The sequence below is a fragment of the Mesorhizobium sp. B2-1-3A genome, assembly GCF_006442655.1.
In the GTDB taxonomy this organism is placed as follows: domain Bacteria; phylum Pseudomonadota; class Alphaproteobacteria; order Rhizobiales; family Rhizobiaceae; genus Mesorhizobium.
Genome location: NZ_VFWK01000005.1, coordinates 671,057 through 684,584 on the forward strand (window position 1 = coordinate 671,057; position 13,528 = coordinate 684,584).

The 13,528-nt window shown below is 58.8% G+C and carries 14 protein-coding genes; 7 read left to right on the top strand and 7 right to left on the bottom strand.

Going from position 1 to position 13,528, the window contains the following annotated elements:
• Positions 1-174 precede the first annotated feature (174 nt).
• Both FJ977_RS23565 and FJ977_RS36405 read right to left on the bottom strand, forming a co-directional pair.
• Positions 175-882, bottom strand: a complete 708-nt coding sequence (locus tag FJ977_RS23565) for an outer membrane protein (protein ID WP_140774554.1) — start codon at positions 880-882, stop codon at positions 175-177.
• 1,148 nt (positions 883-2,030) lie between these two features.
• A complete protein-coding gene (locus tag FJ977_RS36405) occupies positions 2,031-2,393 on the bottom strand; it encodes a DUF1515 family protein (RefSeq protein WP_246683292.1) in 363 nt (120 codons plus the stop codon).
• Positions 2,394-2,590: 197 nt separating this feature from the next.
• On the opposite strand from FJ977_RS36405, the gene FJ977_RS23575 reads away from it, so the two are divergent.
• Together FJ977_RS23575 and FJ977_RS23580 are read left to right on the top strand one after the other, a co-directional pair.
• Positions 2,591-2,893, top strand: coding sequence for a hypothetical protein (locus FJ977_RS23575; RefSeq protein ID WP_140774555.1), 303 nt, complete (start codon positions 2,591-2,593; stop codon positions 2,891-2,893).
• A 219-nt stretch (positions 2,894-3,112) separates the two neighbouring features.
• Entirely contained in the window at positions 3,113-3,502 is a 390-nt protein-coding gene (locus tag FJ977_RS23580) for a MucR family transcriptional regulator (protein ID WP_244735370.1), read from the top strand.
• A 1,011-nt stretch (positions 3,503-4,513) separates the two neighbouring features.
• On the opposite strand, the gene FJ977_RS23585 is transcribed toward FJ977_RS23580, so the two are convergent.
• Positions 4,514-4,750, bottom strand: coding sequence for a hypothetical protein (locus FJ977_RS23585; protein ID WP_140774556.1), 237 nt, complete (start codon positions 4,748-4,750; stop codon positions 4,514-4,516).
• 134 nt (positions 4,751-4,884) lie between these two features.
• On the opposite strand from FJ977_RS23585, the gene FJ977_RS23590 reads away from it, so the two are divergent.
• Positions 4,885-5,604: a Crp/Fnr family transcriptional regulator gene (locus tag FJ977_RS23590; RefSeq protein ID WP_140774557.1), complete on the top strand. Its 720-nt coding sequence runs from the start codon at positions 4,885-4,887 to the stop codon at positions 5,602-5,604.
• Positions 5,605-5,766: 162 nt separating this feature from the next.
• The gene (locus FJ977_RS23595) at positions 5,767-6,270 is read left to right on the top strand and encodes a ferritin-like domain-containing protein (protein ID WP_140774558.1); all 504 of its coding nucleotides are present in this window, start codon (positions 5,767-5,769) and stop codon (positions 6,268-6,270) included.
• A gap of 41 nt (positions 6,271-6,311) precedes the next feature.
• Here FJ977_RS23595 and FJ977_RS23600 read toward each other — a convergent pair whose 3' ends face one another.
• The 3 genes from FJ977_RS23600 to FJ977_RS23610 are packed head-to-tail and all read right to left on the bottom strand — an operon-like array spanning position 6,312 to position 10,226.
• Positions 6,312-7,937, bottom strand: a complete 1,626-nt coding sequence (locus FJ977_RS23600; RefSeq protein WP_140774559.1) for a dTDP-4-dehydrorhamnose reductase — start codon at positions 7,935-7,937, stop codon at positions 6,312-6,314.
• Positions 7,937-9,064 carry a UDP-galactopyranose mutase gene (gene glf, locus FJ977_RS23605; protein WP_140774560.1) on the bottom strand — a complete coding sequence of 376 codons (1,128 nt, stop codon included), beginning with the start codon at positions 9,062-9,064 and terminating at the stop codon, positions 7,937-7,939. Before glf ends, FJ977_RS23600 begins: the two co-directional genes overlap by 1 nt.
• The gene (locus FJ977_RS23610) at positions 9,057-10,226 is read right to left on the bottom strand and encodes a glycosyltransferase family 1 protein (RefSeq protein WP_246683294.1); all 1,170 of its coding nucleotides are present in this window, start codon (positions 10,224-10,226) and stop codon (positions 9,057-9,059) included. Before FJ977_RS23610 ends, glf begins: the two co-directional genes overlap by 8 nt.
• 180 nt (positions 10,227-10,406) lie before the next feature.
• Between FJ977_RS23610 and FJ977_RS23615 the strand changes: the two genes are divergently transcribed.
• The 3 genes from FJ977_RS23615 (at position 10,407) to FJ977_RS23625 (ending at position 12,867) form a co-directional block, all read left to right on the top strand.
• Complete coding sequence (locus FJ977_RS23615; protein ID WP_140774561.1) at positions 10,407-11,231, top strand: amidohydrolase family protein; 825 nt, start codon at positions 10,407-10,409, stop codon at positions 11,229-11,231.
• Positions 11,231-12,280: a glycosyltransferase family 4 protein gene (locus FJ977_RS23620; RefSeq protein WP_140774562.1), complete on the top strand. Its 1,050-nt coding sequence runs from the start codon at positions 11,231-11,233 to the stop codon at positions 12,278-12,280. Before FJ977_RS23615 ends, FJ977_RS23620 begins: the two co-directional genes overlap by 1 nt.
• 350 nt (positions 12,281-12,630) lie before the next feature.
• Positions 12,631-12,867, top strand: a complete 237-nt coding sequence (locus tag FJ977_RS23625; protein WP_140774563.1) for a hypothetical protein — start codon at positions 12,631-12,633, stop codon at positions 12,865-12,867.
• A gap of 59 nt (positions 12,868-12,926) precedes the next feature.
• On the opposite strand, the gene FJ977_RS23630 is transcribed toward FJ977_RS23625, so the two are convergent.
• Positions 12,927-13,508 carry a cupin domain-containing protein gene (locus FJ977_RS23630; protein ID WP_246683297.1) on the bottom strand — a complete coding sequence of 194 codons (582 nt, stop codon included), beginning with the start codon at positions 13,506-13,508 and terminating at the stop codon, positions 12,927-12,929.
• Positions 13,509-13,528: the final 20 nt, after the last annotated feature.

The window sequence follows — 13,528 nt, forward strand, 5'->3', positions numbered from 1 at the left end:
CCATCACTTCCTTGACGGTCGCCATGTCGTCGTTGAGCTTGGTGACAGCGTTGCGAGTGCCCCCCATATGCGATGGGCTATATCTTCACCACAGGCCGCTGGTCGGGATGCTTTTGCAACGCGCTTTGATGGGCAGCGGTCGTCCGCTGCCATGGCACTCAAACGGCGCTCGTTTCAGAACTTGTAACTGATACCAAACTTAACCGCCTGTGCTGTGAGGCTGCGGTCGAAGCCGGGAATTTCGCCTGAGGTGCCGATCTCTTGCATTGGCTTGGCAGCCGAACCAAAATCGTAATAGCTGTATTCAAACCGACCAGTGAGGTGTTTGGAAAATCCGTACTCGAAACCTGCGCCCACCGTCCATCCAACGCGATTGTCCGATCCCTTCACATAGAGTGCGCCTGGACTTGGTCCGTTTTCCTGGCCTCCGATGTAGTTGTCCATACCTACGAAGGCCACGCCGGTTGTCGCGTAGAGCAGAGCGCGATCAAGCGCTACACCTGCCCTCGCCGATACGTCTCCCGTCCATTTGATCTTGCTGGCACAGAAGGCCATGGCCTCTTCGCAGTTGGCGAGTCTATCGCCGGACTTATCGATATCTGCGAATAGGAATTCGCCCTCGACGCCCAAAACCCAGTTACCGACCTGGAAATTGTAACCACCGTAGATGCCGCCGAGCGAACCGTCTCCGTCAATGCTGCTGAATACGGTGACTGGAGGCGGTGCATCCCATTTGGGCTTACTCCAACCCTTGCCGGCCTGCACGCCGATATAAGCGCCGTTCCAGTCGTAAGTTACTGTCTCGGCAGCAAGAGCTTCGCCTGAAAGACCGCCGCACAAACCGCCCAATACGAAGCCTGAAAGGCGCTTCGACAATCGCATACAATACCCCCTAAATCCCGGCAGCAGCCTGCGGTACGGGAACTAAGAAGTCTAGGCCCTGCTTAATGAAATCGAAAGGTGCGACTGGCCGTTGCTCCATCCGGTGGCTGTCACCATCGAACTTGCCGACCAATGCCCCGATCATCATTTGGGTTTCACATCCCTGAAGCCTACATTCCCGTCATCAGGTGGCATCGTTGAGGAGACCTAAACATGAGCACGCGAACAGCCGCACAGTCGCGAGCTGCCTTATGCAGGAGGTGCAAAGATGCGGTTATCAATTAGGGCCGCCCGCAACCTTTTTTGGCGAAGTACGTTGAAATTCTGCTGATCGCTAAGGAAGGGCAGACCCATGGACAGAATCGGGAACCGCAGCAACGGGTTTGAGGCGTTCATGGTCTTCATCATCGGCTTTGCGGCTATCGGTGCCGGCATATCCTTTTACTTTACCGGAATGAGTTAATTTAACCTCCGGACAACTCACCTAGTCGCCATCTAATGGAAAGCCCGCCATCGCGGGGGCGGGTGACGGGCTTTTATTTCTACTCGGTCGAGGGGGCAGCCGAGCACGAACAAAACTTCTCCGCTCGCAATTGGTTCCAAAAAAACCCGCGCCTGGGAGGCGGCGGGTCAGTTTGGGGAACGCCATTCGGAGGAAGGAACGGCGCGGAGCAACAACATTCACGCTCGTACTGCGGTTCCATCTGGCGTCGCGCGATCTGCAAACTGGACCAAAAAAGCCCGCCACCTTTCGGCAGCGGGCAGACGTCATCACGCAGTAGTGGGCTTACCTCGACTTGGGGAAGAGGCGAGTCCTGCCAAGGCTTGGTGGAAACTTGGCGGGCAATCGCTCTCGGACTGCCGTCACGGAAACTTGCAGCCGCATATCAGGTTCCGCTGATGGAACAAAAAAGGCCCGCTATCCCTTGGAGGAGATCAGCGGGCAAGTTCAAGAAGTGCGCTGGGATCATCCAGCAGCGGTCAAAACGAGCGGCAGCGGGGTTGGTTGCGAGAATATTGGTCCGGCAGGCGGCCGGCTTTAAGCAGTGCCGTCACGCGTTGGAAAGCGATTGGTATGGCCCCTTTGCTTCGTATTTTGGAATACGCCGTGCTCATCGCTATCATTGCGTTCGCGCTATGGGTCTTTACTAAAATCGGGGAGACCGTAATGATCTGATTTCTGCACTTTGGTCACGATGGTGGCTGCGCCAGCCAGGATAGTGGGAACGGGTGGCAACACCTATTCCAGAGTTTCGAACGTGAGCCAGATGCCTTCGCCTTCGCCTTCGCCGAGATCTGCGTTTGCGTCTGGGATTGCAAGTTCTGACGCCCCGACTAGCCGCCTCGTGAGGAGTGACGCCAAGCGCCGCCGCCGCCATGCCGGTAATGCCCAAGGCGCCGAGCCCCATCAGCATCCATCGGGTCACTTCAGCAGTCACTTCCTTGACGCTGGTCAGGTCTGCATTGAGCTTGCTGACCGCGCTTTCGGCGGCGATGACGCGCTCCGCCAACTCGTCGGTATCTGGTACATTTTCGCCCGTCTGGCGGCAGCGCGCTGCTCTGATTGTTCGTAGCGGAGCGCGGCGCGGGATCGCTGTCCTTGATGCAGCTTAGCTGGCACCGGGTTGTTGACACCTGCCTATGAACGGCGTACGTCGCAGGTCGCACCCCACGTCCAGGGCGCGCTGTTACCCGTTGAGGTGCCAAAATGGACGACAATTATACCAATGCCCGTGAACACTTCTTCGTTGCGATCCGGGCGCTAGCAGCCTCCACAGATAGCATTCAGGCCAGGCTGATTGAGGCGAACGAAAACATTCTGAACGTCACGATCGATGAATTCGACGGCGACCGCGAACTCAAAATAAAATTTGCAAAATTGCTGGATCTCCTGGCGATCGATCAGGATGATTTGGAGACGGTCGCTGTCGAAAACGCGGCCCACATGACGGACTTCGAAGCTGTGAAAGTCGCCGATCTGATCTGCGATTTCTACTATGAGATTACCTAGTTTCGGTGGGTGGCTAGCCACCTCGTAGACCCCACCAGATACGCGCAGAACATGCTGTCACTAGGGGACGTAACCGCAGCCGCAACCATGCGCCTACGGTCCAATCCCAGGAACTCCAGCGGGGTCATAACCTGGATTACGCCTGCCATGACTACTCTCGCCCGGAACCTCGTCGCGCGTTGGACGTTGCAGCAAATCTCATTGTCAGGGATATGTCAGATGGTAATGTTCCGCGATCCGATGCACCGCCATACGGCCGAAGACGGAAAGCTGTCGATCGACGAGAAGCTGTCGGTGCTTATTCCTGCCATCCATCACCTCGATCGGCGCCGGCACAGCACCGCGTCGATCTTGTCCGCCAGCTCCTCGATACTGTCATGGATCGTTGCCTGGTTCCTGTTCAAATCACTGAAACGGCATCTCGCGGTGCGCTACGGAGCCAGTCCGGACGGATACCGCGAGAAATGGGGATTGAAGCCGGATTACCCGATGATCGCACCGACCTACGCGGCTCAAAGATCAACGCTCGCTAAAGCTGCGGGGCTCGGACGCAAACCGCAGCCCATCTTCGCCAACAACGGTTCTGCAAACCGCAGGCCGAAGGCCTAATGGCGACAAACCTCTGAGGCGCCTGACCGCGGACGTTCTGTTGTCGACCGGGCGCCGTCGGCGTACCGGCCGCACGCTATCTTGTGCTTGGGATCCTCGGCGAGCTTTGCTATCGACTGAGCTCCTCCGATAGCGAAAAAGCGCTTCTTCAATAGTTGGTTTCACGAGGTGGCGGTCTCCCGCTCGGACGCCCACATAATAGCTTCGATCAAAGTCACAACACTGCGGATCCAAACCGTCAATTTTTCATCAGCGCCCAAAATACAGCGACGGTCAGAAAGCAGAAGTTCGAAAAAGCTAACCTCGGTAGGCGCCGTAAAAGAACAGAAGTTAATTATCTAACTAAATTATGCAAACCATCAAATAGTTGCATTATTATAATATATGTTATGCCAAATCATCATTATAATTTAGATTTTCAAGACCATGCTGAAAAATTCAGCAATAATACTACTTCGCCGGCGTGATCGGTAACATCCATTTGCCATTCTACGCCAGGTTCCAGAGACCCATTCAGATCGCGGATCATATGGTCGCTCGTCTGCGTGGCTTGATCCATGCCATGGCGGCATCAATGACGGTCGAGTACCTCAGCCATACGAGACAATGGTTCAGGGTCGGCGACAAACGGCATCCGTGTCCCCCCGAATTAAAACGGGAGGGTTCCAGTGATGGCGAGCCCTGACAACATCATGCGTTACGAAGAGAGGATTTGATGTCGGGAACTACACACGGATCCTAAAGTTTCTCTTCAGACGACGGAGCGGGACGATGAAGAATCCCAAGTGGAACGCCACCGTACTAGGTCCATGCGGCAACTTACCCCGGGGCCAAGCATGCAAAGAAGCGTTGGTGCCCCACGTCGTGCGTCTCCGTGAACTGGCCCTTCAGTCTGGGTGGACGCCGACCGAGATTGGCATGGGACTTCTAGCAGTAGCGGCGGAGCAGTTGAAGGAATTGGGGTACGGGGAAACGATCAACTAGACCGGGCTGTCCCATCCATAGCCCCACTCAACCAATCCATCGAGAAGTCAAAACCAGAGAACCCTCGAAGATTAGCGAGCCGGCTGAACTTCGCATCCGGACGACGAGTTTGGCAAACGCCTGATCGCTAATTTCGTCGCGGGCGACATCACAAAGGATCCGCATCGCCTCGGCTCGTGCAACCTCTGCGGACATGAAGAGTTGGCCCTCCTGGTCGAGAACCGCTCCTTCGTTGTTGTATACGTCGAAAAAATAGCGGTTCATCGCGGGCGTGCCTTGTCGAGTCCTCAATCTCCGGCTTCACACGCAGTTCCTCTCGTCTGGCTTTTTAGTATCAGTTAGGCCAAAGTCGACATCCTCGTGCGGTTCGCAACCACCGCAGGCGGCTTAGAGGAACCATGCTTGAGCCCTTGTTTTTGCAGCTTGAACAACACGATGTTGTTCTAGAGGCCGAGAGGGCCATCTTGGCCGAAACCGTAGTGGTGGGGCGAGATTTCAAGGTTGGGCAAGACTTGGTCTCGGCTGGTTCGAGGCCGACCTTCAGCACATTGCTGCTGGACGGGATTGCGGCCCGATATAAGGTCTTGGAGGACGGCGGCCGGCAGTTTACCGCCCTGCAGGTCCCCGGCGATTTTGTTGACCTTCACGCCTTCCTGCTGAAGACCATGGATCACGGGATTGTTGCCTTGACACCATGCCGCGTCGCCGTCGCAGAGCACGCGAGGTTGCGAAGGATCACGGAAACGGCACCCCACCTGACCCGTCTCCTCTGGCTCGATACACTCGTTGACGGTGCCATCCACCGGGAATGGATTGTAGCGATGGGAAGAAGGTCGAAAACCGCACATCTCGCGCACCTGATCTGTGAATTGTTCGTGCGCCTGGAGGTCGTGAAAAGAACACAGGGGCGTAGCTTCCGCCTTCCCCTGACCCAAGCTGAACTCGCAGATGTCTTGGGGCTGTCCGTCGTCCATATGAACAGGATTGTCGGAGAACTCCGCAAGATCGGTGTCGTCAGTTGGGTTGACCATATCCTCACCATCATCGATTGGGATCGGCTGCGCGAAATCGCGGAATTTGATCCCACCTATCTCAGCATGGTCCGCGAGCCGCGATAGCCCGCCGAAGTCGACGAAAGCTGGCGGGACGCGGGAACGCGAGGAAAATGATCGTGACCGGAACCGCTCCCCACACGCGACGTTGCCTTCACACCACCGAATAACCGATGGAGCATATGGGCTGAGCAGGCCTAATGCGCAATTTCTCGAAAGGACCTACCGATGGGCTTGTTTTCAAAAGACATCCAGACGCTCAATGACCTGTTCCTGCACACCCTGCAGGACATCTACTATGCCGAACAGCAGATCGAAAAAAACCTGCCGACTATGGTTGAGAAAGCCACGGCTCCAGATCTTAAGGCCGGATTTGAAGAGCACCTCGAGCAGACCAGGGGTCATATTGCCAAGCTTGAACAGGTCTTCGAGCTGATCGGCGAGTCGGTCAAGGGTGTGGATTGCCCGGCAATCGATGGCATCCTTGAAGAGGCCGATGACGTCAGCGGCGATGTCGATGACAAGCAGGTCCTCGACGCTGCCCTGATAGCTTCGGCGCAGGCTGTCGAGCACTATGAGATGACGCGTTACGGCACGCTCATCGCGTGGGCGAAGCAGCTCGGCAACGAGGAGGCGGCTACGCTCCTGGCCGAAACCTTGGAAGAAGAGCGGGAAACCGACCAGAAGCTGACGGAGCTGGCGGAGAGCAGCGTCAACCAGCAGGCCGCATAACTACGCCAAACGGGGTCGCGACAGGGTCGAGGCCCCGTTGGTTATTCTCGACGGGACCCCACGGCTGTGTTTTGTGCGAGCTCGATAATCCGGTACTGATTGTTCGCGGACGCCTCCACCAGCCGGAATTCGCCAACGAGCCCGTCGACAACCAGATCAAGGAACGCGTTGCAGGCGGCCATCCAATCAGCCTCCTTATAAGTATGAAATCCGAAAGTCGCGCCATCGCTATAGTGGGCATGCAAAACCGGAGCGGGCCCGGCTTCTACTGAGATTTCCACCCATGCTCGCTCCCCTGCCCGTTCGTGCGCTGCCTGGGCGGTAAGGCGTCTCCGGCTGCAGCACTCTGCAAGGCTGGATAGCACACGGCCAAATCCGCGCATTTGAATGGTGGGCGTGGCGGCCCCGGACCGTGACGGCGGGCGCCACCAGCCGGTCTGCGCGAGCACCGGATGGTCGTACGGTTGTCCACGCGCAAGCGCGGCGATGGCATCGGCAATAACCGTCCGACGGGGCGGATCCGCGCGGGCGTCGAACACGCCGCATTCGTAGTAGCCATCCGATTGGCGCATCATCGAATTCCAGTCAAACGCGCCGAACAGCGACCAGGCTGTCACAGCCCGGATGTCGGCGCCCGCGCGATTGCAGTCCTCAGCCGCGCGCCAGCCCTCAAGGAACCAACGAAGTTGCTCTTCGCGCGTGCAGCCATTGTGCAGTTCGCCGACCACCAAAGGAATTCGATAGCGGTTCCAGACCTCGTGAAGCCTGGGCCGCAGGCCCAGTTCATCAGCAGGACCATCGCCGCGAAAGGCTGCGATATCGACGTAGGGCTCAACTCCGTTGCCACCCATTGGCTCGTTGGGATGCCGTTCGACAGAGTGGTCGAGGTAGCGGTCACTGGTTAGGTAATAATCGACGCCAAGAAGGTCGGGAGGACACGGTTTTGCGCTGAGGTCAGCGAGATGATCCGCGTCAACGCCCGCCGCGAGGAGCCGGTCGTAAAAATTGTGGGTTTCATCGATGCGCCCGCAGAGCAAATCAAGCGACAGCCAGCGTCGCTCGTTTTCATAATCGGCCTGATACTGAAGCGGCGGCGTCGCGAAGATCTTTCCAACGTCTTCTGTCTGCAGCAATTGGGCCTGCGGGGTGATGCGGCGGATAGCTACCATGGCCTTCGCAATGGCCCGGCATTGCGCAACCAGCAACCGAAAGCAGGTCGCCTCATCGGTGCCGTGAGGTTGCCAGATCCCGTAAAGTCCCGACAGACGTGCCGTCGCGAGTGGCTCGTTGACGGGCGTGAACACCGTAAGCCATGGGTAGCGATGCGCCAGTCGACCCGCGAAATCGGCAAGAGAGTCAGTGAAATCTGGTGCCAGTATGTGCGTCCAGCTCGGGCCGCTTCCATGATGCAGCAGTCCGACCAGAGGCGTGATGCCCAAGGATTGCAATCGGCCTAGCCGTTCGTCCAGCCAGTCCCAATGATACTGTCCCCTGACGGCTTCGACATTCTCCCATAATGCCGGGTAGCGCAGCGTACGAATCCCCAGCGCGGCAATACGATCGAGATCGTCGATGCGATCGGCATGACCGGTTTCAGCAACCTGGTCGCGGACGGTGTCACCGATCCTGACCAAGCTGCATTCGATACCGCCCCAGACGTCGACCATCAGGACCCCGCAGCGCGGCGTGAAGGGGCGTCCTCCGCGTCGCATTTTTGAATGCGCGCGAACGTGGCCAAAGCCTGTCCGATCACCTGATCCATGTTGTAATACCGGTAAGTGGCCAGCCGGCCGACAAAAAGCGTTTCACTTTGCGATGCCAACGCCTCGTATTGCTTGTACAGCGCTTCGTTCTCCGGCCGCGGAACCGGATAATAGGGATCGCCCTCATCTGTGGGGTATTCGTAGCTCAGGCTGGTCTTCGGGTGGTCCTGCCCGGTCAGATGCTTGTATTCGGTAATCCGGGTGAATGCCTCGGTCTGGGGATAGTTGACGACTGCCACCGGCTGGAAATGCGGCCGGTCCAGCGTGACATGCTCGAAACGCAACGACCGATAGGGCAGTTTCCCAAGCCGAAAATCGAAGAATTCATCAATGGGACCGGTGTAGATAAGACGGCGATGCGGGATGACGTCGCGGATTTCACGGTAATCGGTCTGCAGCATCACCTTGATCTTGGAATTCGCCAGCATCCGCTCGAACATGCGCGTGTAACCGCCCGCGGGCATACTCTGGAAGCTATCGCTGAAATACCGGTCATCGCGATCGGTCCGCGTCGGGACCCGTGCCGTCACCGATTTGCTGAGCTGCGAGGGATCAACGCCCCATTGCTTGCGGGTGTAGCCCCGGAAGAACTTTTCATAGAGTTCTCGCCCCACCGTACCGACCACGACGTCCTCGGCCGTGCGCACCTCCGCGATATTCTCGCGCCGCGCGGCGAGGAACGCCTCCATCTGCGAGGAGGTGAGATCCAGCCCATAGAGCCGATTGATCGTATCCAGATTGATCGGAATGGGCAGTAGCTGACTGTCGACATTGGCGAGGACACGGTGCTCGTAGGGCCGCCAGTCGGTGAACTGGGATAGATAGCTAACGATAGAGGCGGCATTGGTGTGGAAAATGTGCGGGCCGTACCGGTGCACGAGAATGCCGGCCTCGTCATACCAGTCAAAGGCATTACCGCCGATATGGCTTCGGCGATCCACCAGCAGGACGGTTTCACCCCGCTGGCTTGCCAGACGCTCCGCCAGCACACTCCCGGCAAAGCCGGCTCCGACGATCAGCCAATCAAACATAGCCGGGCACCGCGCCGGCCGGCGCCGGCGTTGTGATCGTGGCCGTCTCAATGAGGTCCACCATCGCGTTCCACGTCGAATCCCATGATGAGCGGGCCAGGAACGCATCAGCGGCAGCGAGCCCCCGTCCCCGTGTGCCTATTGCCGAGCGCAGGGCGCTGCTCATGGACTCGGCGTCCGCGATCCGGACTAACCCGCGCCGCCCATAGGTCTGGACGACGTCGACGATTGCGGTAGACACAACCGGCAGGCCGCCGGCGAGAAATTCAGGGGTCTTTGTGGGGCTGATGAACCTTGTAGACTCATTCAACGCGAAAGGCATCCAGCCGACGTCCCAGCCCGCCATGTAGGAAGGCAATTCTGCGTAGCGCTTGGGGCCAAGCCAGTGGAGGTTGGGCCGGCGCGGGAGCGAGGCGGGATCAATTTTGACCACGGGCCCAATCGTGATGAACTGCACGTCGGGCATCGCCTCGGCCGTTCGCGCCACCAGATCTGTGTCGAAGCGTTCGTCGACCACGCCCATGAACCCGACGCGCGGCCGCGCGATCGACTGCTGGTCCGCCGGATCAGGCTGCGCACGCCGCGCCTTTTGAAAATGGGCGGTATCGATGCTGCTCGGAAAAGCGTGGACCAACGGATGCTGGCTGCGCTTGGCCTGATAAAGGCTATTGCCACCCGTGAACACGACGTCAGCCCGCGCAAACAGGTCGTGCTCAAGCCTCGTCAGCTCTGGCGGTGCGTTCTTGAACGCCGAGAGCTCATCCATGCAATCATAAACACAGACATCTTCTTGCAGGCCAGCGCTGAATTTCAGTGCCATTGGTGTGTAGTACCAGGTCACGAGCTGGTCGTGATCGATGCCGGCGACTAACGCCTCCACCAGGTCGGTGAGGGCTCGATCGGTCGCCGAAGACGGGTATCCGATCGGCAGGATCGGCGTGACAACCTCGAGGTTCGACGCCACGGAGCGCCTGCGCAAAGCGGGCGTTGTCACGAGCTCGAATAGCGGCTCCTCGAAAAACACCACGCGAAACGCAGCCGCCGCGCGCGTCATGAGATGCTGCGGGCGTTGAAAGACGAAGTCCCACCGCAGGTGCGAAAGACAGAGGAGCAGAGGGGTGCGATGCGACAATAGTAAAGGGTTGGATACAGTCTGATCCATTGAACTCATCCGCATTGAGGGTGGGTGGTCTTCTTGGGCAGGAAGCTCCGTGTAAGTGTCCGGTTCCAACCTCACAGTCATTTTTCGGTTCGTTAGCCGGCGAGTCCCCCGGATGGTGCGATTTCACGCTAAGGCGGGAACCGCCTTGGCCGGCGCAAGTTGAGCGGGCGGAGAGCGCCCATGATCATTGATGCCCACTTGCACACGTCCGGCCAGGAGACGACTGATGGCGTTCTGCAGTCCTTGGATGAAGCAGGCGTTGATATCGCCTTTTTGCTCGCCCCGTTCCTGACTGCCCCCTATTCGCTGGACGACAGGGCGTCCTTGCGGGCCGGCAATCGGTATCTTTCCGAGCTGGTCAAGCACCACCCTGAACGCCTCGTGGGATTTGCGGTCGTCAATCCGCTGCACCCGCAGGCGGCGGAGGATCTCGAGGAAGCCGCAGCCCTCCCGGGAATCCGGGCCCTGAAGATGGTGCCGACCGGGTGGTACCCCTATGATGATTGCGCTCACCGCGTCTATGAAGTGGCTGCTCGGCTTGAACTGCCGATCCTCTTCCACAGCGGGATCTTTATCGACGGACGTTCAGGCCGCTACTGCCGCCCATCTTTTTATGAAGCTGTGCGCGACCACCCCGGCCTTCGTGTCACCTTGGCCCACTTGGGATGGCCTTGGTGCGATGAAGCCAACGCTGTTGGGGTCATTGACCGCATTAACGGCGTTCCTCCAGCCGAAAGCCAGTTCCGGTTCGACCTGTCGTTTGGGCCGCCTCCGATCTACCGGGCGGAGGTATTTCGCAAAGCCTTGGATGTCATCGGGCCACGATCTCTGCAATTCGGCAGCGACCGGTTTTTACCCTGTCCCGGGGCTCATATTCGGAGTGCCATGGATGAGGTGACCGAGCTCCTCGACGAGCTCGGTGTGACACATAATGACCGGGAAGCGATCATGGGCGGGACGGCTGCCGAGTGGCTGCGACTTCCCACAGCAAAGGAAAGTGCTTGATGGGACGGACTCCACGTGTGCTCAGCGGCGGGCAGCCCGACGAGCGACTCCACATCCTTGAGGTCCTTGGCAACGCGATTATCGGCGGTATGGAAAACTACGTACGCAACCTTGCCGCCAACCTGTCGGCCGACGAATTCAGGGTTTCGGTTGTCTGTCCCTTTGAAAGCGCGCTGACCGATAGTCTGCGCGCCGCCGGCCGCGACGTTTACATCGCCCCGCTGCGCGATGATCCGCCGTGGCGATCGATCGAGCTCATCTGTACCCTGGTGCGGGAGACCGGAGTGGATTTGATCCACGCCCATCTCATGAATGCGCACACTGTTGCGGCGATCGCGGGCAGGCTGAGCGGTATTCCGGTGGTGGCGACCCTTCACGGCATGAGCCTCCAGCCCCAGGAAATAAGCGTTGCCCGCACCACGGGAAGTCACACCATTGTGGTGTGCCGCGAAGCCTGGTCACAGGCGCTCGCCGTCGGGCTGCCCTTCGAATCTGTCAGCCTTGTTCCCAATGGGATTGACCTCAGCGTGTATCATCCCCTCTCGGCCGAGCCTGGGGAATTTCGACAGTCGATTGGTGTGGGGCCTACCGACAAGCTTGTCGGCTTTGTCGGTCGGCTGGCGTGGGAAAAGGGGCCCGACAAGTTTATCAAAGCCGCAGAGTTCATCCTTCAACAGAGGCCGGAAGTCCATTTTGCTGTCATAGGCACTGGTTCGATGGAACAAAATCTTCTCGCCCTGGTGCGCCAGCATGGACTTGCGGCGCGTATCCACATGGTCGGGCTCGTGCGCGATCCAAGCCGGATCTATCCGGCGCTCGATGTGCTGCTGCATACGTCGCGCGCCGATGCCATGCCCTTGACCATTCTGGAAGCGATGGCGTCGGGCGTGCCGGTGGTGGCGATCGGGGTTGGCGGTATCCCCGAGATCGTTGCGGCCGGCGAGACAGGCATTCTTGTCGGCACAGCTGAGTGGCCGGGGATCGTGTCCGAATATCCCGGCGACTGGGAGGGGGTCGCCCACGCTCGGATCCCAGTAATCACGGGATAGAGTGGATCGACGATGTCCAGTTTCGCGGGGTCCATTTCTTCAAAGGCAAGACCTTGCAAAAATGCCGTCGCCGCCAGCACATTACCGTACTGAAACACCTGGACGTTCGAGGCCCCGAACTGCTCGGCGAATAGGCGCCGGGCCGCCGACTGGGTCATCGCCCAGAACCACTTCTCAGGACCGTCATAGGCATCAATCGACGTGATCCCGGGTACCGTTGCAAGCAAAGTCCCGCCGGGAGCCAACGCACGGTGGACCGAGCCCAGAGCCCCGCGCAGGTCGTAAATCATATGCAACGTCTGTGTGACGATCAGACAGTCAAAGCCACATCCCGCCAGAGAGTCTTCTGCTTGAAGATCGATCCTGAGGGTTGCATGCGGATTGGAACTCCCGGGAACGTCGATAACGTCGGAGCGTGTCACCTTGTTCGCGCCGAAACGGCGGGTGTAAGCATCGTCGCCGATCTCGGCGACGTGGCCCTTAACGTCTGCGGAGAACTGATCCAGGAAGGCTTCAATGTAGTACCGGTCAACCGGCGCGCCGCGGTCACCGCCGAACGCCCGGCTGATCGGCTCGACCTCATCTAGATCCCCCCAGCGCACCGTGCCCGGCTTCGGAAGGTGGCGACGACCGACAGGCGCGGCACTCATGACCGCCATAGCTCGATGAGCGGTCCCTTGGTCCCAAACACCGGATCGGTCTCGGCAGGAGGCAAAGCTGCGATCGAATGGAGGGCCGCCTCGTGCTGTTTAGGCTTCGTGCACTCGTCATAAGTGCCAAACGGCGGATAAGCGCCGACCACCAGGAAATCGTCTGAAGCCGCTTGACATTGATGACCGGTCCCAGCAGGCAAGACCGCAACGTCGCCGGCCTTAAGGAGGATTGTGCGCCCTTTTTCGCCGCCAAAGCGCACGCTGGCTTTACCTCGCGCCACACCGAGAACCTCGTGAATACGCGAATGGTAATGGACATAGGGATAAATGCCGTTCCGCCAGCTGTCGCCCCATCCGTTGGTTTCAAACACGGCTTCCATTACGGCGGCCGGATCCAGGGATTTCGACAGCGCTACCGGGGTGCGATAGATCAGCAGCGGCCATGCCGGGTGATTGGGAATGAGTCCGTCATCGGCGAAGCGCATAGTGTTGGCTTTGCGGGGCGTCACGAAAGCGGTCACATCGCCGGGCCTTCCCCCGGTAAGTCGCCCCTTCAGAGCTTTGACAGCCTGCACCGTTCTCCTCCTTCCCGCAT